This window comes from Bacillus cereus, from assembly GCF_002561295.1.
Classification (GTDB): domain Bacteria; phylum Bacillota; class Bacilli; order Bacillales; family Bacillaceae_G; genus Bacillus_A; species Bacillus_A cereus_S.
The window spans coordinates 82,775-102,004 of the sequence record NZ_NTUG01000010.1 but is presented as its reverse complement, the minus strand read 5'-3'; the positions used below and the strand labels follow the sequence as shown (position 1 = coordinate 102,004).

Below are 19,230 nucleotides of genomic sequence, written 5' to 3'. Positions count from 1 at the left end.
TGAATGTATTATATACATAAGCTAGACAGGGGAAGACATGTTGAATAATATGAAAGAAATAGTAAGTTACTTTAATTTTTACAGTTAACATAATATATATTATCGGCAGTTATATAAACAAACAGTTTATCTGTATCAAAACCCAAGTAAACTATACATATTGAGATGAAGTGAAGATTTTAGTAAGATTTTCATCTCGTTATAATCTTTGTAGATTTCACTAAGTTTTTGCTGGAAATTTTCGATTAGATTTGTTACAGCAAACTCCGCTGAAATTTTATTGATGCATTCATGATAATGTACGAACAAAAAAATATAAACAAATTACAATTTTAATTGATCAATCCATTTATAAATTTTCTCTATGTCTTAATCTTTATATATATCTTATTTATTGAATATAAAATGATTTTTTTGCTTCACTATATATTTTTCTTAACCTACTTATCCTTTGCTGTAAACTTGAAATCTCTATTTCAGTTAACATAATATTTTTATATTTATTAAAAAATCCTCCCTAATATTTTAGGAAGAATTTTTTAATAAATGATTTGTATTTGATTTGAAATAATTTTTGCTATTATTTCATCATTGGACAGCTTATTGCTTTGCCTTGTTAGCTGTAATATATTTTGTTTTTTATCATAATATATGACTTTACGTTTTTCATTTCGATAAATCTCTACAAGTTGATACATTATTTTCTCGTTTTGATGCTGTATATAATCGCTTTGCAACAATGTTTCATTACTTATCATATATATGTTATCAGCTTTCTTTTTTCCTAAAAAATAGCTACTCTCTACATATGAAAATAGATCACGATCAATTCCCATAAATGTAACAGTTAGTTTGCAGCGCAATTGATTGATGATACAAGATGTCCATAATAATGACATTTCACCATGATTTTTTTGATGATTAGCTACAAAAAAGCTTATATAATCATCAAAAATGATATTCTCAGCATTCGCAAATGAGGACCTAGCATTTCTGACAGATTCTTTTAATGGTTGTATACATGAGAATGCATGTTCACATGCGATTAAGAATTTTTGTTTCGCTTGTTTAGAATTAAATTCAATTTTTAGCAATTCATATAATTGTTGTTCTTCAACATATAAAACCGTTTGAAATTGCAATAAATAATTTAAATAGCGCCTGTCCTCATCTTCTAGCAAACGCATCTCCCGTACAATTACATCCGTAATTACAATAGGAACATCTTTAATAAAATCCAAAAATAGCGTTTTGTTATGATGAAAATACGCTTTTTCATGACTGGATATAGCGGATGTATCATAAAAGTAAACGTGTTGCTTTTCAATAATAATATCCACTATTTCTTCTAAATCCGTGATAAAGTGTGTGTATTGTTGTATGTAACTTTTTAAATTTGGAGATGTCAACCAATTGCATCTCCCTTCAATTGATGAAAGTATCGTGTAATCTCTTCAAAGACTTGTTTATTTGCTTGTTGTGCTGCTTCTGGTAATTCATACTGCTGCATCATTTTTTCTATTTTCCCTAAATTAATCACATTGCTATGCTCTATCATATATGGATCAATTCCTAGTGCTTCAAATTCTTTATGATAGTCAAACTCCTGATCAAAATATTTTTCAATTGTAGTGTAATCAATTAGTTGTAGTTCATATAAACGAATTAATATCGCCTTAAATGGTGCTTTAAAACGACTCATGCATAAAAAAATCTTATTTAATGCTGTTTCATCATTCGTTTCAAAACTAGTGTAAAAGTTCATTAATTCATGTTGATCAATGAGTAGCAATGACGCAAAATAATCTGCTTTTCTTTCAGTTTGACTCTTATCAAGCCCTGCATGTACAATGTGCAATTTTTGATTTCGCTCTTGAAGTGAAATCAAATGATATAATTCATGAAACAGACTAAAATTTTGATAATTTCTAGGTTGATACGTATTCACATAACAAATATATCTCTCTGTATCGGTAGAACGAATAAAACCACCCAAAGACTGATCTTGAATTGGTGCCTCAATCAAAAAATGTTGCGTTGCAATGTATTTTTTAGCACCTTCAATCATTGTCCAGCCTTTTGGATGGTAATGTTGCAAATATTTTCTCATTAAGTTTTCTACTTCTAATTTATTCTCTTTATTTTCTTCCATAACTTGAGGAAGGTCTACAAAATGAAGTTCAGGCATGCGATTGCCCCCTATTATAAATTTCAATAAGGTCACAAAGTTTCGTTAATTGCCGTAGCCCCTCTTCCCCACTATCTGATAGCCTTTCACCTGCTGAAAATAGAAAAGCATAATCTGTTTGATCTGTAACAATATGATGAAAATCCTCTTTCATAAAAAATGTATGTTCATGCCCTAAACAATCAGCTAAGTTTGCAGCAAAATCGTAAATTCCGCTCGTTCTTTTTCCGTTTAGATAATCCGAGAAGTTTGATTCAGACATACCTAGCCTCTTAGCTAAACGCTTTCTTTTCAGTCCTTCCGCCTCGATATATTGATTCATATTCTGCACAACAAATTGTGAATGCATATCTCTCACTTCCTTCCTTTATGTTTATATAATTTATTATACACTTGCAATACATACAAAATCCATTTAGAACGAATATTTTTGAGCTATTATACATTTATTATAAAAATAACTTTAATTTAGATGGAATAATCCTTTTTAAACGAATAATATAGCCACCTCTATATAAATATACAGAAAGTGGCCCTACATTTTCCCCTAACAGCAATCCCAATTATAAAGTACATTTGTAAAATCTAATTTGATTAAGTCTTCTTTTCTAATGAAGAAATTTGCAACACCGCAATCTCCCCACATAATCTCTAACGAATTATCTGTATCAATTTGTAACAATAAAATGTTGTGTTCTCGATAAGATTCTTGCCAGTCTCTTGGATCGGTTTGTGTAAAGAACGGATATCCACCTATTTGATGTCCTTGACCTCCAAAAGATTCCTCATACAGTTCACCGAATTCTTTTTCTTCTTCGTGATCAATGATATCTTCTATATCAACTACATCTTGGAAAAGCGATTCAAAACGATAATCTCCTAGTGTTATAGGTTGATAAGCTTGTTGAAAGGTTAATTTTGCTGCTTTCGGTATAACGAAATACTCTAAATCTAGAGCATGTAAATAACTAAAATCTGTTACAAGCTGCGATTCGTCATACATTACTTCAGAATGATAAATGATTCGAAAATCTTTTTGTTCTGTTGGACAATCAAAATTAGCACCAACAATGTCATCTTCACCATTTACAAAAAACTGCAACATTCCTTTTGTAGGCATATACTCATTTTGTGGGATTTCTTCAAAATTTAACTGGGCTAGTAATATCATTGGTTTCCCGTTTGAATCTTTTGGATGATCATGATGAAGAGGTAAATATGGATGCCCACCAAATTTACTTTGAAATAGTGTTGTTTCACCTAGTTCCCCTGTAACTTTAATATAAGGTTTTACACTTTTCTCTATTATATTTCTATACGGCTCTAACTGCTTTGGTATTTGTAAATGATGTAGCTTTGTCATTCTCTATTTCCCCCTTACATAATAAGTAAAATAAGCCTATCTCAATTATACAATGAGCGAAAGGTTTTTAGAAAAACGCTAAAAATCCGTTTTCACTCTCATTTTTTGTGCAGTTGTTGGACACAAAAGGTTATGTTCCGTTACCTTTTTATTAATCGTTTCAATTAACTGCTCTGCTTCTACAGAATCTGTAATCTCTTTCAGTTTCTCTTTTAAATGATCAATTTCCTTCGAAAGCTCAATCCATCTAGGTAAAACGTGGTTATCTTTCAACGTTTTATAAAGTTGCTTTTCAGGATTATAAGAAAGGTTTTTATCAATGTGAAGTGGCTTTCCCTTGCCAGGTAAATCATCGAAAGCCCCTGCTTTTTCTGCACGTTTAATGATAGAACTAATATGATCTTCATATGTATAAGACCAAACTTTCTCATCCTTTACTAAAATCTCTTGCTTTTTCAACGCTTTATCTATATCCTTTTCATTCATAATTTCTTCCTCTCCTTCTTTTTAAAGTGTTGCTTTTGAATGAGTTAGAGCTAGTATCCCCTCTACAAACTGTTCTCGCCACCAAATTTCGTCATGACCACCTTGAAACTCATTATAGGTAATCTGATACTCTTTTTCTCTAAATGTCTTAGAAAGGCTTCTATTAGCCTTTAAAAGCGGTTCATTTTCAAGCGTGCCAGCTGCCATATACATACGTAATCGTAATACGTGATGAAGCGATAAAAATTGTTTCTCTGTCCAAGGAAGATCGTCTTCGTATCCATCCTTTTTCCAATGCACAGATCCTGATAATGATAGTACATTCCCGAAAACATGAGGGTTATGAAGTGCTGCATAAAACGCTGCAAGGCCACCGAGACTTAAACCGGCAATTGTTACATGTGAAGGCTCTTTATGAACATGGTATTTTGTTTGCATCCAAGGTAGAAGCTCTTCTGTTAAAAATGCGTTCATATTATCGTTATAGGTAAGTTCAGCTAACCGATCTACTTGATCGATTCCAACAGCAATACACGAAGGGATTTCTTGTTTACGAATGAAATAATCGAGTGTCATTGGCGCTGAAAGATTTTGCATAAACGTATTTCCATCAAATGCAATCAGAAGGTCTTGAGGACTGGAGTTGTAAGAATAATTACAAGGTGTATAAACGTATATTTTTCGTGTATTACCTAAAATAGAACTATAAAAAGAATATGTTTCAATTTCTCCTTGGAAATCATCATTTTGAGGAAACTTTTTATCATACTGTATGTTCATTCCCATTTCTAATACAGCTGCTTTATCTGTTTCTTTTCCAAATATAGTATTGTTAAATGGATCTAACTGATACTGTTTACTACGCGCTATCCAATCGTGTTCAAAATGATCATTAACCGAAAAATGATAAGTGGAAACAAATTTTTTATTCGTTCTAAATGTTTTGTACCATATATTCGTGTCTAAAAGTCGTTCTAATTGATTAGAATTAAGATCCCAGCCAGGGTAACTACCAAATACATATACATTTTCTGTATCTGCATCACCTAGCCAAATGTACGTAATAAGATTATATTGTTCATTCATTGGGCATGTTTCTATAAGTGGCGCCGCATTTGTTTTAAGTTCATGTAAAAATGTTTGTAGCACCTCTGCATTTCCGTTATTTAATTGATTCAGCAGTTTGGTTATCTTAGGACTTATAATTGAATTCATTTCCGTCTCCTACCTCCTTTGCTACATTCTATTAAGCACTTCTGTATTTTTGAGTAAATTCCTATATAAAGAAAGTGCCAATGTTGTATATTTTATGAACAAAAAACACACAAACAATAGAGTCTGTGCGTTTCCTATAGTAATTATTTCTTTGTCCATTTTACTAGCTGCTCATACTGATTCTTAGCATCCGCATATCCAAGATTATATAAATTTACTAGCTTTTCTTTATTTCGTTCAATCCCACTAATAGGCAGTGGTACACTTGGTTGAATGACGAAAAAGTTTTCTTTTTGTAGATCTGATGACATATAGGAAATGGTTTCGTTATAAAATCGATAATGATCTACTAAGAGCTCAGAGACTTTCGGGTATCTTCTGTATAAATATTTTGCCATAGATGAAAACTTATTCCGTTTTTTCACGTATCCTTCTGGTTTTGTCATAATGACAACATTTTTTTGAAACCCGTCCATTTGCGCTTTTCGAACAGGAATTGGATCAATAATCCCTCCGTCTAAAAGCTTTTTACCATCATAATCCACAGTTGGAGCGATAAATGGTACAGAGCTTGAGGCACGAATGATTTTTAAAATATCATCCCCGTGTTCTTTTTTATTATAGTAAACAGCTTGGCCTGCCTCGCAATCTGTTGTACCAATTACAAACTGCTCGTTTGCATGTAAAAAAGTTTGAAAATCAAATGGTACAATTTTGTTAGGTACCTCATCAAATAAAAAGTCCATTCCAAACAATTCTCGTTTTCGTATGAAGTTTCGGTAAGATATATACCGATGATCAGATACTAATTCCGTATTTACTTTTTTATTTCTTCCTTTTTGCCGAGATACATAAGTTGCTCCCATACATGCTCCAGCTGATACTCCAACTACATACGGAAAAAACAAATCATTTTCCATAAAGTATTCGAGTACACCTGCCGTATATAGACCTTTCATACCTCCACCTTCTAATACTAGACCGATATTTTTCATGTATACTCCCTCTACGTGTATTTCTATATTCTATAAGCACTTATATTTTAGCATAAGATATTAGGACAAAGTATTAATAAATTCATTGCATTCCGTCCAAAAAGCTATTGCTGCATTGTCAGAATCTTGTTGCCTATAACGTGATACAATAAAAGAAACTCATTCCAAAGATGATAAAGGAGGAATTTTATATGGGTTTATTTAGTGGCATTTTAGGGAATGCATCTGATACGAGTGTAGAAAATGTTGAGCGTGACTTAGAAAAGATTATGCTGGATGATGAACAAGTTGAGTATGCATATAAATTAATTCGAGATTTATTTGTATTTACAAATCGAAGAATGATTTTAGTAGATAAACAAGGCGTAACTGGTAAAAAAACAGAATATCATTCTATTCCTTATAAAAGTATTACACAATTTAGTATCGAAACAGCAGGTCATTTTGATTTGGATGCAGAACTTAAAATTTGGATATCTGGTATGCATGATCCAATCATAAAAGAATTCAAGGGTGACGATAGCATTTTAAGTGTTCAAAAAGCATTAGTAAAATACACAGCAAAATAAGTAATTTGTATTTTTATGCATTCCTGAAAGTATAAACCCCGTATATTTTGGAACAACATTCAATATTTTCGTTTAAAAATACGCTTTAGATAGAATAAAGGGATAGACTCCGCAGACTTATTTCTGTTTTGTCTATCCCTTTAGATTTATTTTTATAAAGTTTTCTTATAGTAAACAAGTGTTGTATGTTCATTTAACTTCTTTGTTACACCTGTCTTAATATAACCTACTTTTTCATATAGATAACAATTACGTTCTTCCTCCAAAATTGTAGCTAGTTCCCAACTCGTTGCTTCTGGAAACATCTTTTCTATTAAATTGATTGTATGCTGAGCAATTCCTTTTCCTTGATAACTAGGCAAGAGAAACATAGGACTAATCCAAAATTGCATCGTCTTTTCTTTCTGAAATACACAAATCGCTCCTACGAGAATATGATCAACAAGTATTTTATACATTCCACCAAAAGGATTGTTTATTCTTGCGATTAGTTTATCCATCGTTTCATTAGCAGGATTTGTATTGTAGTCCTTATATTTTTCTATTAATGGTTTGAATGCTTGTAATTGGATTTCAAAAATAGATGCTGCATCAACATTTGTCGCTTTTTCAAGCGTAATATTCATACATTTCACCAACCTAATCGTGCCCTTAAAGAAGTAATATGTGCAGTATGGTGACGACCATGCCACGCATATAAGCCGATTGCTGCCTCTAGCTTTGTTTCACCTGATTCTGGATGATTAAAAGTTTTTTCAAGATCTTCCTGTTCTAAAGAATTTAATAAATTTACCCATCTTTTATGTAATGAATCTAATAATACAAGAGAAACATCTACAGGTAATTTTGAATCAGGGAGTTCTGCCCACTTCTCTTCCATATATGGTTTAATAGTTGGATTATTTTCTGTAAGAGCTAACTTAAAACGAATATAGCTATTCATATGACTATCAACTACATGATGAACAACTTGTCGTACTGTCCATCCACCTTTTCGATATGGTGTATCTAATTGCTCTTTATCTAAATCTTTAATTGCCCTTGTTAGTTCTGCAGGGAGATTTTCTATGTCTCGAATCCATTTTTCTATCATTTCCTCTGTAATATTTTCTTCATAAGTGAATTGTCCAATTGGATATTGTAAATCTTTCATAGCATATTTTCCCTTCTACTTTAAATTCTTACTTATGTTTCCAAACGTAATGAACGAAATTGCTTTTCTGCCCATTTAATTCTATCGTTTCTTGATCCGTTTTAATACGAGAAAAATGATTTCTTTCTAATACGATTCGTGAAGCGATATTGTTATTTGTCGTTTTGGCATAAACTTCATGAATATGATAGTTTTCTGCTTTGCCTAATAATAATCGAACGGCATGACTTGCAATTCCTTTTCCGATCCATTTTTCTCCTACTCGATAACCAAGGTAACCTAATTGCTTTTCTGTTTTTATGTCTATTAAATTTATCCGACCTACAATTTGTTTCTCAGTATTTCGTATAAGATAAAAGTGAGAAATCCCTTCATTTTGTTCCTGGAGCAATTCATCAAGTTTATACAGGAAAGTATCATAAACGTAGTAATCTTCTCCGCGACTAGGTACCGTTTTTTCAAAAAAGGTTCTATTATAACACTCAAAAGCAAATAATTCTTCTGCATCTTGTTTCTTTATTTTTTCTATGTATATTTCCATTCATAATTCATTCCTTTTGTATTCAATTAACTATTATAAATTCGCCATTTAGTAGTTAATTTCCTACTATAAAGTAATAGCATTAACCTTCTTTATTTTTGTCGAGTTGTAAGAATAGCAAACCATACCTTAGGATGAAAAAGATGTAGAGGACTACGCATAAGATTCATTACTCTAACTAAACGAATATAAATGTCTGGATTATTCGCAGAAAGCTGGTATATTTTTTTCGTATACCATTGTTGAAATGGTTGTATAAAAGACTTATCTCCTTTTATTTTAGGATGACGGAATGCCTCTGTAGTAGCCATTTCCCACGGCATTTTAATAATTTTCGAAATTCGCTTATAGAAGCCACGAGTAAATCCTTTCTCTAATGCTTTCCCCTCCTTTAAACACATTTGTAATTCTTCAGCTTCCATAGCAGCGACAGACATTCCTTGTCCAAAAACCGGATCAAAGCGACAATGAGCATCTCCAATTACTAAAAATCCTTCTGGCATATTTTTCACTAAATCGAAACGCCGACGAACTTGGTAAGGGATCTTATGTACTTTTATATCTGTAATCGGTTCTGCTTGTTCAAGAAAATAAATGACGTCTGGGGCGGGCAACTTATGAGCAAATGCAAGGAACTCTTCATCTGTTTTTGGTGCCTTTTCATTGGCATACCCGCTAAAAGTCACGAAATATTGATTGTCTTCAATCGTTTGAATAAAGGCACCATAAGGGTTTTCGGGAAAACTAGGGGAAATAAGTAAATTACACCAATCAGGACGCTCATTCTGTTTTAGACGGAATATCCTAGTCGCGTAAAACAATTGAATCCATACTTTTTCTTCTTTTATTTCTATGCCCTGTGCTTTTAACCACTCTATATTTTTCGAACCAAATCCGCTCGTATCAACAACTATGCCTGCGTGAAGATCTTTTTTCATTCCTGTTATTAAACACTTTGTTTTCACACCAGAGATTTTGTTACGGAGTGGATCGATTATCAATTGTTCAACTACTGTTTCATATTTCGTCGTAATATTAGTTACTTCACTCATTCTTTTTTGTATATGCGACTCAAGCATAGGACGACTCTGTTGAACCGCATTCAACTCTCCAATAAATGGTTGTTTCCATAAACTAAAATGATGCCATTTCAAATCTCCCGTAAAGTTATTTACAATACCACCATCTTCTTTTAATTGGCTCATAATTGCCGGGAATAATTTCTCTATTGCTCTTTCACCACCTTTTAATAACACATGAGGATGATGGCTTTGAGGGACTCTTTTTCGAGGGCTTTTTTCATTCCACTCTTCGCCTGCTTCTAAAATCATTACTTCTTGAAAAAAATCAGATAAAGCTTTTGCTGCTAGTTTTCCAGCTATACTTCCACCAATAACGATTGCTTTTTCTAACATTCTTTTACCTCCTGATAGATATTTCTATGAATTTAAAATAAAATTCAATAATTTATAAAAATAAAGATTGATAAAAAGATCTTTTTTGTAGAGCATTCCTTTGTTCAACAATAGGTCAAAATTATGGGAGATCAATTTGAAGATAATGAAAATATTTTGTTTGAATGTGAAGTATTACACTTAAACTAATAGTGCAGGTTAATTGAAGAAGAATGGATTCCGGAAGGTCGTTATTAGAGTCGATCTTTTTTCTTTGTCATTGTTTCAGATAAAAGAGTTATTATTTGAAGCACGTTGGAATCCTATTTGTAGTGATAATATTTTACAAATTGGAAAACAATAGTGCTTAGGAAAGGAGGGATTGCGAATGTCTGTGAAAAAGTGGTTAACTGGATTGGTCATTTTGCTTGCAATGATTGTGGTTGTGACAACGCTAGGCTCACTCAGTATATTTGCCGAATCCGGCGTCGTAACACAGCCTATTGAGTCAGAGAAAGTGATTGAGGTCGAGTTGAACGATGATTACTTTAATCCGAAAGTCATCACTATTCCGATTGGAAGAAAGACAACGTTGATATTGAAAAACCAAGGTAAGAAAGAGCACACCTTCACAGTGGAAAAGCTCGGAATTGACGTCGAAGTCCAGCCGGGAAAAGAAAAAAACATTACCGTGAAACCTAACAAGCCCGGTACATACGAACTCATATGTCGGTACCATTTCCAGAAAGGAATGGATGGACAAGTAATAGTCAAATAACAAGCAGGGCCAATCGGGCCTTGCTTGTTTAATAAGACATAGTAAGATGATTTAATTAATTGTAGAAAAAAATAGCGGTGTTAGGTTTATCTAATAATATCCACAAATTCACTTACTACTTGATTGTATTTTACGGATTTTCCCTTAAAATACACCAGTGAATTGTAACGCTAAAATAAAAATGCCTAAAGCCCATACGTAATAGGCAAATACTTTAAGAGAGTGATGTTTTAAATATTGAATCATCCAAGATACTGCAATATATCCAAAAAATGCAGCAGATAAAGTACCAATGATTAATGATGTGCTTGAAATCGTTTCAGCTTTTCCTTGAAATACGTCTACAGACTGTAAAACGATAGCTCCAACGATAGCGGGCGTAGATAACAAAAATGAAAAATATGCGGCTGTTTCCCGATCTAGTTTCCTCCAAAGTGCAGCGACAATTGTCATACCAGAACGCGAGATTGCCGGAAAGATAGCAAACGCTTGAAACGAACCAATAATAAAGGCATCTTGATATGTAATATCATCCATTTTCTTACGCCCATTTTTTTGTTTCTCTGCCATATATAAAAACAAACCTGTCACTAAAAACTCCCATCCGATTGTTACACCTGTCTTTGAAATCTCTTCAAAGAAATCTTTAAATAATAGACCGATTATAACGGCTGGAATTGTGCCAACAATGAGTAAAAACGTAAGCTTTGAAAAGGGATTTTTTATTAAATAAATAAATTCTTTTTTATAATAAATAAACACTGCTAGTAGGGTACCGATATGAAGCATCGTATCCAAGAAAAGCCCTGCTTCATCTAAGTTAAATAAATGCCTTCCTAAATACAAATGACCCGTGCTACTTATAGGTAAGAATTCGGTTAACCCTTGGATAATCCCTAATATAAAAGCTTCTAACCAGTTCATGATTGTCTCCTTTCTTGTTTGCTTGTACCAGTATATGTTTGTTTTTAGTTGTTATGAGGAAAAGAACTAGATATTCAAAGTTTAAAAGATTTTTTTGACAACAAAAAAAGAGGAGTCATCTCCTCTTAATATATAAACACTATTTAATTTGTTCCTTATACTCATGGTTAACAAGTACATACCATTTTCCTGTATCGAATTTTTCTTTATTAATCACATAAACTTTATTTTCTCTCTTTACATCTCCAGGTTTTAATTCCTTATTAATAGTAGAAGTCTCGCCTTTTTCAACCTCATAACTACTAGTTGCCCACACATCACTTTGGTAAGCATTATCATTTTCATCCACTAAATCCACTGATGGTAAAACGGATAATTTCATCGATTCGTTTGTGATGTTTTTCCCTTCTACTTCTAAAACAATAAAGACATGTCCATCTTCAGGTTCTTGGATCCCTATACTTTCTTTACCAACCTTATCTCTTTCTACAACTCTTTTTACAGTTACATCAAATTTAGGTGTCTGAAAATCCTTGTTTACAACATACTCTTTTTCTTTTACTTTTGATTTCTCTTTTGTTTGTTCTGTATTTTTCTGCTTTGTATTCTCTTTCGTTTTCGCCTCATCAGTTGTTTGCACTTTCTTTTCTTCTTGTTTAGAATTGGCTTCTTTAGATTCTGAAGAAGTTTTGTCAGATGTATTGCCGCAACCAGATAAATTGAATAATAGAGTGCCACCTAAAATACATGTAGTAAATTTTTTCAACATCTCTTTTTATCCCCCAATAACACGATATACAAATTTCCTACTTATCATAGCAAAAAACACGATCTCAGATTGTTACATTTTGTCGAATGATTAAGAATAATCCGATGTTTTTATTACATATAAAAAAACATGATCTTGATGTAGTACCAAGATCATGTTTTACATTGATTTTATTTATAAAATACTTTATCCACATTATACTTCGCTTGAAATTCGTTAATCACATATGTTTCGTAAATTTCTCTTTCCATCGGATCTTCTACAATACATACATCAATACGATACACTTCATCACGATGATTTTTAATTGGTGATACATTATCTTCAAAATGCTTTTTAATACGTTGTCTTACTTTACGTGCTTTCCCAACAAAAAGAAGTTCGTCATTAATGTTATAAAACATAAAAATGCCGCCTTTATCTCTTGGGAATAGGTGAAAATCAATAAATCCATGAATTGGAGTGATTCTTGGCTCATCGCCTTTTATTACTTGTTTTCTTTCTGTGATAGAAACATCAACTGCAGGTAAATCAATTTTAATCAAGTTACTTCACGTCCTCTTTTATTGTAAAGGTAAATAATAGCACATGTAGGTAAGAAAAGCTATTCGTGTTACGTAAAAATATTGTTTTTTGCTATATCCTAAATGTTATAACTATATCATTTATGTATTTTCTCCAAATCATATGATCATACGCTTTGCCCCAATAATCCTTTAGCAAAAAGCTAGGCTCTCCAAACTTTTTCTTCCATATTTTCTGTGCGTTCGTATATCCGCTATCCAAACAAAATTCGTTTATCCCCTTACCCAATAAAGTAAGGAAAATTGCATTTAAAAGTAAATTACTTATGCCGCGTTTTTGATAATTCGGAAGTACAAATACAGTACCTATCTCATACAAGCCTTTTAATGCGCCCTCTGTGCACGTATGAATCAGCTTACTTGATGGACCAAATTCAATCGTACCGATAATTTTATTACACCGTTTATCTACAGCTATCAAAAAATATCGATTTTTCCCATTGCTATCAAAATCGCATTTCAAATACTGCTTTTTTATTTCAATTTCATTTTCTATGTCATCAGTCAACTCCGATAAGCCCTCTTTAGCAAACGTATCAATAATAACTGCATGAAAAAAATGATTTAACTCTTCATAATCACCAATGATTGGTCTTCTTATTTCAATATCATCCACCTCAGGCAACTCCTTCATTCTCTAAATTTCAAAAGTACAATCAATATAGATTTCTTCTCTACAACGATTAAGAATGGTATGTACTGAACATAGGTTAAGCTGCATGCCAACAGCACGGGTCACTCTTTCCTAGTCGAGCCCAGAACTTCCAAGTAGTGCTGATTGTACATAATGCCTAGGATGTTTCCAAAAGGATCAATCACGGAGGCAGTAATGAACCCTTGACCGCGAACTGTGGGTGCTTCATATTCTTTCGCTCCCATAGACAGCAGCTTCTCGAAAGTTGTTGTTACATCGTCGACATGCCAGTACACGACAGCACCACCGGCTTGTCCGGTCGTCGAACCACCGGGCGCATAGCGGCTATCGATCAGGCCCAACTCGTGCTGGTAGTCGCCGAGGCGAAACTCGGCATATCCTGGGCGCTCAAAGTATGGAGAGATGCCCAATAGTTCAGCGTACCACTTCTTTGCCGCCATTAGATCAGCCGCCCAAAAACTGACGGTAGTGAGTCCTCGTAATGTCTTTGTGTCACTCATAATCGATTTCCTCCTCAATGTTGAGTAAGTAATTATAATCAATATTTAGAGTCGCCGAGTAATTTTCTAGTTGCTGTTCTTATAGCTATTGTAAACGTCTAATGCTGACAACAGTATGTCAGTGGAAATGAATATGTTTTCAAAAGTGCTTTGAACATTCATTCCTTTGATTAACTTCGATTTACTTACGAATAGTCCCTTCTTTCATTCAAGAAAATGGTCCTTTAGTGGAATAACATGACTGAAGCTTTACAAAAGGAACTCACTGCGTACAATGTACAAAGAAACAAAAAAAGATTAGGAATAACACCCTAATCTTTTTGTTTCTATATCTAATAACTATTCAATTGCACCAGCTACATCGTAATGACTTAAATCTAATTCAATTTGTTGTCCTAAAGCAAGTTTCGCAAGTTCAGCACCTAAATATGGACCTGCTGTTAATCCAGAAGCTCCTAAGCCATTCGCAACGAGTATGCCTTTAAAATGAGGTAACGGACCAATGACTGGAAGAAAACCTGGTGTAAATGGTCTAAAACCAACTCTTGTTTCAAGCATTGTACTATTTTCTAATCCTGGTGCCACAGACAATGCTTTATCAAATACTTCATGTAAGCCACCAGCTGTAACGCGATAATCAAGACCAGTATCATTTTCATGTGTTGCCCCTATAACTATACGGCCATCTTCAAAAGTTAAAATATATTGATCGTTTGGCGGCATCACAACTGGCCAATTTTCAGTATCCATGTTTGGCATATGTAAATGAACAATTTGCGCTTTTTGGAAAGTCACAAGAAAGTTAACACCAAGAGGTTTTAGCAATTCATTTGCCCACGCTCCTCCAGTGACAATGACTTGATCTGCCATAAGTGTTTCATGATTTACATGAACACCTTTCACCTCATTATTTTCATGAATTAAAACCGCATCTCCTTTTATAAAAGTAGCACCATGTTTTTTCGCAGCGTTTACAAGCGCCTCACGAAGTGCTCGTCCATTTACCCTGGCAGCACCACTTATATGTACAGATCCATATTCCTCAGATAACGCTGGGAATAATTTTTTCGTTTCCTCTGGCGATAGACGAGTAATTTCACCAATTTCGGGTGCATCCTCGCGCCTTTTATATGCTCGCTCTTCCATTTGATCTAACTTTTTATCATCTGTATGTAAGCTAATGGCACCTACTCGGTTATAACCTGTATCCGTTTCGCCATCATCTTCTAATTGCTGAATTAAAGAAGCGTAATAGCGCGCTCCACCTTTTGCAATTTTATACCAAGCTTTGTTGCGTCGCTGCGAAAGCCACGGACATACAATTCCAGCCGCCGCATCCGTTGCTTGCCCTAAATCTTGGCGGTCAACTAAAGTAACATTCGCCCCTTCTTTTGCCAGATGATAAGCAGTAGATGCCCCTAAAATTCCAGATCCAACTACAATATACGATTTCATTTCAAACACCTTTTCTTTTTCTTTCTAATAAGTTTTATATACATACCATCGCTATTTTTAGTCAAAATAGCAAATTTCATAAATGATGAACCATATTCAGTATACTTGACGGAGACGCTTTTTCAACTTTTTCATTCTATTATTTATGCTATTCTTATACATTTCCATCGTAAATTTCACATAAAAAACACATCCTTATATAACAAAGATGTGTTTTTGAAACTCTTTTATTTCTTTTTTCTGCGGAATAAATCGATTGTTTTATATCCTTGCGAAAGTATTTCCACCATTTGTTGAACACGTTTATCACGTGTTTTTTGCTGTTTTGCTGAAAATATGTGACGCGCCCAATCCTTTTGATATCCTGGTGTTAAATCTTGATAAAATTGAAGTTCGTTAGGATGATCCGCTAATAACATTTCTACATCTTTAATGTTTTCTACATAATCCGAAACGCATTGACTAGCAGCTGATGTCTTCTTAGCTTTCTTTTGTTCACGTTTCAAACCAACGACAGTAAAGACATCGTCCATACTTACCATTCGTGCAAATTTAATATCGCTATTACCTACATATCCATCTTCTCCAACGTTCATTGCTGGAAATATTTCATCTCTATGAATAAAAGTTTCATAACGCGTGTTACCTTTTTTCGGATAAGCAAAAAATAAATAGCCTTTTTCGAGTAATAGCTGTTTATTAAGAATAAGTTGTGTGTGCTTTACCATCTCATCAATTGTTTCTACAAAAATGAAAATAGCATCATGGTCTGTAGAAAGTGTAGTTGCTTGTTCAGTAAAAATATCATAATCATTTGGCTGGTTGACTACTACCATATTTGTATACTTATTTAGATTTAATTTAGCGATAATTGTCATTGCTAACTCCTTCTTTTTTAATTCATTGTTGTTTTTATAGTACAATATTACTATAAGCGATATCGGCGGTAAATCGAATATGTTTACTGCCAGTTCCTTATAGTTACAGACTCATAAAGTTCGAATCGATATTAAAGGTCCATCGCTTTGGTAATCTAGTAAAATTCTGGACGAAAAACTCCCGAAACTCACGCTCTGTCTCGGACATAGAGCACCCTTCAAACCGTGCAATTGTATATTTTCCACAAAGGATAAGGTATAATTCTTGTTGTAGAGCAATCTGTAAACCCTATTTAAACATGTAATAAGAGAGCCAAATGCTTTCTTTTTATTTTATCAAAAATATTATAATATACGGTTTTCTTGTTTTTATGATACAAATGTATTTTATAACATGTCAGAGAGAGGAAATAAAATGAATATAGTGAACTTACGTCCTAAACAGCGATCTAAGTATCGTATTATGCTAGGAACATGGTATTACTCTACAAAGAGGTACATCCAGTGGTTAACAGATGAAAAAACATACGCAAAGACTTTACAACAAGAAAAATTACCCTGCACAGCTATTCAGCACCGAACGATATTACTTCGTAAGCTCAAGGATGTAGATATGTGGTATCAACAGAATAAAGTTGTTAATTTAAAGGTTGCCATTAAACAGCTAGATGGTATCATTATTAGACCGGGAGAAACATTCTCTTACTGGCGTTTAATAGGTAAGCCTACGAAGAGAAAAGGGTATGTAGAAGGTATGATACTACACTATGGGTCTTTTCAAGCAGGCATTGGAGGAGGACTTTGTCAACTCTCAAATTTAATATATTGGATGACCTTACATACACCACTTACAGTAACAGAGCGCTATCGTCATAGCTTTGATGTCTTTCCTGATTCCAAGCGGACCCAACCATTTGGAAGCGGAGCAACTTGTTCCTATAACTATTTGGACTTACAAATTAAAAATGAAACGAACCAATCGTATCAACTTCACCTTTATATCACAGATACACATTTAGTTGGCGAATGGAGAACAACCTATCCGCAGCTTTATCAATATGAAGTTTACGAAAAAGAACACTCAATTCAACCTGCATACTGGGGTGGTTATATACGACATAATGTTATTCAACGTAGAGTATATAGCCAACAGAAACAGTTTATAGAAGATCAATATGTAACGGAGAATCACGCTATAATGATGTACGAGCCATTATTAACTTGTAATAATAAAGAAAGTGGACATTAATTTCGCGCGCCAGTAATTAATTTGACTCTAATGTAAAAAATGATGTCATTGTGTAAACTAAAATTATTCATAAAAAGTACGTCACTATTTCTCGTTAATGTAAAAGAATAGTAATGTACTTTCAACTTTAAAAATAGCCGAAATGCTTAAGTTGAGGATCGTGTAACACCATCAACTTAAGCATTTCTTTGTTCTCAATTACATTGTTTTTACAGTTTAATATTAAATTTATCCTGTAATATCTCTGTATATTGTTGTTCTGTAAGTAACTTTTTATCTTTCTGACCATTTATTGTTTGAGTTAAACTTTCCTTTGTTAAAGAAATGTAGCCAGAATCCATAAGTTTCACAACAATTGCTCCTTTATTAAAGCGGGAATTTCCATCTTCTACCACTTTCTTTTGCACTCGATTTAAGGTCCTTTCATCAATAGTATCTGTATGAAAAGCATGACATAATTTCCATTCTCTCTTCTCATCTGATTCAGGTAATATATTAACGTCTCTCCTCTCTAAAACGTAGGACCCTTTATCCGTATTTTTTCTCCTAACACGATATTCACCATTTATTGACTTAACAACCTCACCAGTGAATGGAACAAGCACCAAAGGCACAACAGAAGCAAGCCCTACTTCAATTAGATATAATGCATGATTATAATTTAAAATGGTTGTAACATGCCCTTCCTCAAGAGCCCAAATTTCTGCTTCTCTATCATAAACAGTACCTAATGCTAATTTAGCATCGAAACCACAATCTTTTAAAAAGTAATACATAATTGAATTCAGCTCATAACAAAGTCCACCACGGGAATTTATTAATATTTTTTCTTGTAAATTTTCTTTTGAAATTTCTTTTGTATCACCTTTTACAATATCCAAATTCTCAAAGGGAATTTCGTAAGCCATTGCCTGCATTATTATATTTAAGTCTTCAATTTCAAGTGTTTTTTGTTCCTCAAGATTCAATCTTGAAAAGAATAATTTCTGTAATTCTGTCATATAAAACACTTCCTCTACAATTTTTTGTACTATGAATATGTATTTTTAGAACTTGCTCATTATCAAGAAAAAATGAGAGTACCATCTCACCTTAAAGGGTATTGAGTAAAATAGAATCATGATCTAATATCCTTCTTTACTATATACTCATTCTAAAAATCAAATGACTTATAAACAATGTACATTTAACAAAACTGTACCGGTACAAAAGTGTTAGAAATATACTTTCGCTATACTGTATTCCAAATTAGATATCATTGTTTTATTGTTAAACTCCTAAAAACTAACCGTTTTTTACTTTAAAAACCATAAAAAACCGAACTTTTTTATTTTTTCATAAAATAAAGTTCAGTTTTTGTTGAATACCTATTATAAGTTTGCTATATTATAAATGTAATCATCTTAAATATCATTACTCGTATATACTCGGTAATATGGTCCGAGCGTTTCTACCTAGTTCCCAATGAAAGAACTAGACTACGGGTTAAAGTAATCGGTTGTGCGATTTATTTTACCACTACCGTTTTATAATT

22 protein-coding genes and 1 riboswitch are annotated in these 19,230 nt (G+C 33.1%); of the genes, 3 read left to right on the top strand and 19 right to left on the bottom strand.

Annotation, left to right across the window (positions count from 1 at the left end; translation table 11 throughout):
* Positions 1 to 539: 539 nt before the first annotated feature.
* The 7 genes from CN373_RS08845 to CN373_RS08815 all read right to left on the bottom strand — a co-directional run bounded on the left by CN373_RS08845 (position 540) and on the right by CN373_RS08815 (position 6,247).
* Positions 540 to 1,409 (bottom strand): hypothetical protein, encoded by an 870-nt coding sequence (locus CN373_RS08845; RefSeq protein ID WP_000203713.1) that lies wholly within the window; start codon positions 1,407 to 1,409, stop codon positions 540 to 542.
* Positions 1,406 to 2,188: an ImmA/IrrE family metallo-endopeptidase gene (locus CN373_RS08840; protein WP_098359111.1), complete on the bottom strand. Its 783-nt coding sequence runs from the start codon at positions 2,186 to 2,188 to the stop codon at positions 1,406 to 1,408. The genes CN373_RS08845 and CN373_RS08840 overlap by 4 nt, the downstream gene beginning before the upstream one ends.
* The gene (locus CN373_RS08835; protein WP_098359110.1) at positions 2,181 to 2,537 is read right to left on the bottom strand and encodes a helix-turn-helix domain-containing protein; all 357 of its coding nucleotides are present in this window, start codon (positions 2,535 to 2,537) and stop codon (positions 2,181 to 2,183) included. Before CN373_RS08835 ends, CN373_RS08840 begins: the two co-directional genes overlap by 8 nt.
* A gap of 198 nt (positions 2,538 to 2,735) precedes the next feature.
* Entirely contained in the window at positions 2,736 to 3,551 is an 816-nt protein-coding gene (locus CN373_RS08830) for a YwqG family protein (protein ID WP_000163647.1), read from the bottom strand.
* 78 nt (positions 3,552 to 3,629) lie between these two features.
* Positions 3,630 to 4,037: a DUF1992 domain-containing protein gene (locus CN373_RS08825; protein ID WP_001002976.1), complete on the bottom strand. Its 408-nt coding sequence runs from the start codon at positions 4,035 to 4,037 to the stop codon at positions 3,630 to 3,632.
* A gap of 21 nt (positions 4,038 to 4,058) precedes the next feature.
* Entirely contained in the window at positions 4,059 to 5,252 is a 1,194-nt protein-coding gene (locus CN373_RS08820) for an alpha/beta hydrolase-fold protein (protein WP_001084495.1), read from the bottom strand.
* Positions 5,253 to 5,395: 143 nt separating this feature from the next.
* Positions 5,396 to 6,247: a patatin-like phospholipase family protein gene (locus CN373_RS08815; RefSeq protein ID WP_000789297.1), complete on the bottom strand. Its 852-nt coding sequence runs from the start codon at positions 6,245 to 6,247 to the stop codon at positions 5,396 to 5,398.
* Between the two features lie 191 nt (positions 6,248 to 6,438).
* On the opposite strand from CN373_RS08815, the gene CN373_RS08810 reads away from it, so the two are divergent.
* Positions 6,439 to 6,816, top strand: coding sequence for a PH domain-containing protein (locus tag CN373_RS08810; RefSeq protein WP_000522460.1), 378 nt, complete (start codon positions 6,439 to 6,441; stop codon positions 6,814 to 6,816).
* A gap of 152 nt (positions 6,817 to 6,968) precedes the next feature.
* Here the strand turns inward: CN373_RS08810 and CN373_RS08805 are convergent, their stop codons facing one another.
* The 4 genes from CN373_RS08805 to CN373_RS08790 form a co-directional block, all read right to left on the bottom strand.
* The gene (locus CN373_RS08805) at positions 6,969 to 7,508 is read right to left on the bottom strand and encodes a GNAT family N-acetyltransferase (RefSeq protein WP_165770736.1); all 540 of its coding nucleotides are present in this window, start codon (positions 7,506 to 7,508) and stop codon (positions 6,969 to 6,971) included.
* Entirely contained in the window at positions 7,448 to 7,969 is a 522-nt protein-coding gene (locus CN373_RS08800) for a YfiT family bacillithiol transferase (protein ID WP_000654099.1), read from the bottom strand. Before CN373_RS08800 ends, CN373_RS08805 begins: the two co-directional genes overlap by 61 nt.
* A 28-nt stretch (positions 7,970 to 7,997) precedes the next feature.
* Positions 7,998 to 8,510: a GNAT family N-acetyltransferase gene (locus CN373_RS08795; RefSeq protein ID WP_000409224.1), complete on the bottom strand. Its 513-nt coding sequence runs from the start codon at positions 8,508 to 8,510 to the stop codon at positions 7,998 to 8,000.
* A 92-nt stretch (positions 8,511 to 8,602) separates the two neighbouring features.
* Positions 8,603 to 9,925, bottom strand: a complete 1,323-nt coding sequence (locus CN373_RS08790; protein WP_000890160.1) for a hypothetical protein — start codon at positions 9,923 to 9,925, stop codon at positions 8,603 to 8,605.
* 367 nt (positions 9,926 to 10,292) lie between these two features.
* Between CN373_RS08790 and CN373_RS08785 the strand changes: the two genes are divergently transcribed.
* On the top strand, positions 10,293 to 10,682 hold the full coding sequence (locus tag CN373_RS08785; protein ID WP_000111971.1) for a cupredoxin domain-containing protein: 390 nt from the start codon (positions 10,293 to 10,295) through the stop codon (positions 10,680 to 10,682).
* A gap of 144 nt (positions 10,683 to 10,826) precedes the next feature.
* Here CN373_RS08785 and CN373_RS08780 read toward each other — a convergent pair whose 3' ends face one another.
* From CN373_RS08780 to CN373_RS08750, 7 genes are all read right to left on the bottom strand, one after another.
* Entirely contained in the window at positions 10,827 to 11,606 is a 780-nt protein-coding gene (locus tag CN373_RS08780; RefSeq protein WP_001104256.1) for an undecaprenyl-diphosphate phosphatase, read from the bottom strand.
* Between the two features lie 139 nt (positions 11,607 to 11,745).
* On the bottom strand, positions 11,746 to 12,375 hold the full coding sequence (locus CN373_RS08775; RefSeq protein WP_000913422.1) for a hypothetical protein: 630 nt from the start codon (positions 12,373 to 12,375) through the stop codon (positions 11,746 to 11,748).
* A 170-nt stretch (positions 12,376 to 12,545) separates the two neighbouring features.
* On the bottom strand, positions 12,546 to 12,920 hold the full coding sequence (locus tag CN373_RS08770) for a nucleotide excision repair endonuclease (protein ID WP_000590035.1): 375 nt from the start codon (positions 12,918 to 12,920) through the stop codon (positions 12,546 to 12,548).
* A gap of 91 nt (positions 12,921 to 13,011) precedes the next feature.
* Positions 13,012 to 13,575, bottom strand: a complete 564-nt coding sequence (locus CN373_RS08765; RefSeq protein WP_000340938.1) for a GNAT family N-acetyltransferase — start codon at positions 13,573 to 13,575, stop codon at positions 13,012 to 13,014.
* A gap of 119 nt (positions 13,576 to 13,694) precedes the next feature.
* A complete protein-coding gene (locus tag CN373_RS08760; protein ID WP_001285472.1) occupies positions 13,695 to 14,114 on the bottom strand; it encodes a VOC family protein in 420 nt (139 codons plus the stop codon).
* A 339-nt stretch (positions 14,115 to 14,453) separates the two neighbouring features.
* Positions 14,454 to 15,569: an NAD(P)/FAD-dependent oxidoreductase gene (locus CN373_RS08755; protein ID WP_000844393.1), complete on the bottom strand. Its 1,116-nt coding sequence runs from the start codon at positions 15,567 to 15,569 to the stop codon at positions 14,454 to 14,456.
* A gap of 227 nt (positions 15,570 to 15,796) precedes the next feature.
* Positions 15,797 to 16,447 (bottom strand): YdeI/OmpD-associated family protein, encoded by a 651-nt coding sequence (locus CN373_RS08750; RefSeq protein WP_000152393.1) that lies wholly within the window; start codon positions 16,445 to 16,447, stop codon positions 15,797 to 15,799.
* Positions 16,448 to 16,862: 415 nt separating this feature from the next.
* Between CN373_RS08750 and CN373_RS08745 the strand changes: the two genes are divergently transcribed.
* Complete coding sequence (locus tag CN373_RS08745; RefSeq protein ID WP_001028461.1) at positions 16,863 to 17,696, top strand: VanW family protein; 834 nt, start codon at positions 16,863 to 16,865, stop codon at positions 17,694 to 17,696.
* A 209-nt stretch (positions 17,697 to 17,905) separates the two neighbouring features.
* Here the strand turns inward: CN373_RS08745 and CN373_RS08740 are convergent, their stop codons facing one another.
* Positions 17,906 to 18,697 (bottom strand): arylamine N-acetyltransferase family protein, encoded by a 792-nt coding sequence (locus tag CN373_RS08740; RefSeq protein ID WP_098359109.1) that lies wholly within the window; start codon positions 18,695 to 18,697, stop codon positions 17,906 to 17,908.
* 396 nt (positions 18,698 to 19,093) lie between these two features.
* A riboswitch (purine riboswitch) is annotated at positions 19,094 to 19,197 on the top strand.
* Positions 19,198 to 19,230: the final 33 nt, after the last annotated feature.

Excerpts from the sequence above, each read along its gene's own strand:
- CN373_RS08840 (WP_098359111.1), bottom strand. The coding sequence starts at position 2,188 with ATGCCTGAACTTCATTTTGTAGACCTTCCTCAAGTTATGGAAGAAAAT.
- CN373_RS08835 (WP_098359110.1), bottom strand. The coding sequence starts at position 2,537 with ATGCATTCACAATTTGTTGTGCAGAATATGAATCAATATATCGAGGCG.
- CN373_RS08830 (WP_000163647.1), bottom strand. The coding sequence starts at position 3,551 with ATGACAAAGCTACATCATTTACAAATACCAAAGCAGTTAGAGCCGTAT.
- CN373_RS08825 (WP_001002976.1), bottom strand. The coding sequence starts at position 4,037 with ATGAATGAAAAGGATATAGATAAAGCGTTGAAAAAGCAAGAGATTTTA.
- CN373_RS08820 (WP_001084495.1), bottom strand. The coding sequence starts at position 5,252 with ATGAATTCAATTATAAGTCCTAAGATAACCAAACTGCTGAATCAATTA.
- CN373_RS08815 (WP_000789297.1), bottom strand. The coding sequence starts at position 6,247 with ATGAAAAATATCGGTCTAGTATTAGAAGGTGGAGGTATGAAAGGTCTA.
- CN373_RS08810 (WP_000522460.1), top strand. The coding sequence starts at position 6,439 with ATGGGTTTATTTAGTGGCATTTTAGGGAATGCATCTGATACGAGTGTA.
- CN373_RS08800 (WP_000654099.1), bottom strand. The coding sequence starts at position 7,969 with ATGAAAGATTTACAATATCCAATTGGACAATTCACTTATGAAGAAAAT.
- CN373_RS08795 (WP_000409224.1), bottom strand. The coding sequence starts at position 8,510 with ATGGAAATATACATAGAAAAAATAAAGAAACAAGATGCAGAAGAATTA.
- CN373_RS08790 (WP_000890160.1), bottom strand. The coding sequence starts at position 9,925 with ATGTTAGAAAAAGCAATCGTTATTGGTGGAAGTATAGCTGGAAAACTA.
- CN373_RS08785 (WP_000111971.1), top strand. The coding sequence starts at position 10,293 with ATGTCTGTGAAAAAGTGGTTAACTGGATTGGTCATTTTGCTTGCAATG.
- CN373_RS08780 (WP_001104256.1), bottom strand. The coding sequence starts at position 11,606 with ATGAACTGGTTAGAAGCTTTTATATTAGGGATTATCCAAGGGTTAACC.
- CN373_RS08775 (WP_000913422.1), bottom strand. The coding sequence starts at position 12,375 with ATGTTGAAAAAATTTACTACATGTATTTTAGGTGGCACTCTATTATTC.
- CN373_RS08760 (WP_001285472.1), bottom strand. The coding sequence starts at position 14,114 with ATGAGTGACACAAAGACATTACGAGGACTCACTACCGTCAGTTTTTGG.
- CN373_RS08755 (WP_000844393.1), bottom strand. The coding sequence starts at position 15,569 with ATGAAATCGTATATTGTAGTTGGATCTGGAATTTTAGGGGCATCTACT.
- CN373_RS08750 (WP_000152393.1), bottom strand. The coding sequence starts at position 16,447 with ATGACAATTATCGCTAAATTAAATCTAAATAAGTATACAAATATGGTA.
- CN373_RS08745 (WP_001028461.1), top strand. The coding sequence starts at position 16,863 with ATGAATATAGTGAACTTACGTCCTAAACAGCGATCTAAGTATCGTATT.
- CN373_RS08740 (WP_098359109.1), bottom strand. The coding sequence starts at position 18,697 with ATGACAGAATTACAGAAATTATTCTTTTCAAGATTGAATCTTGAGGAA.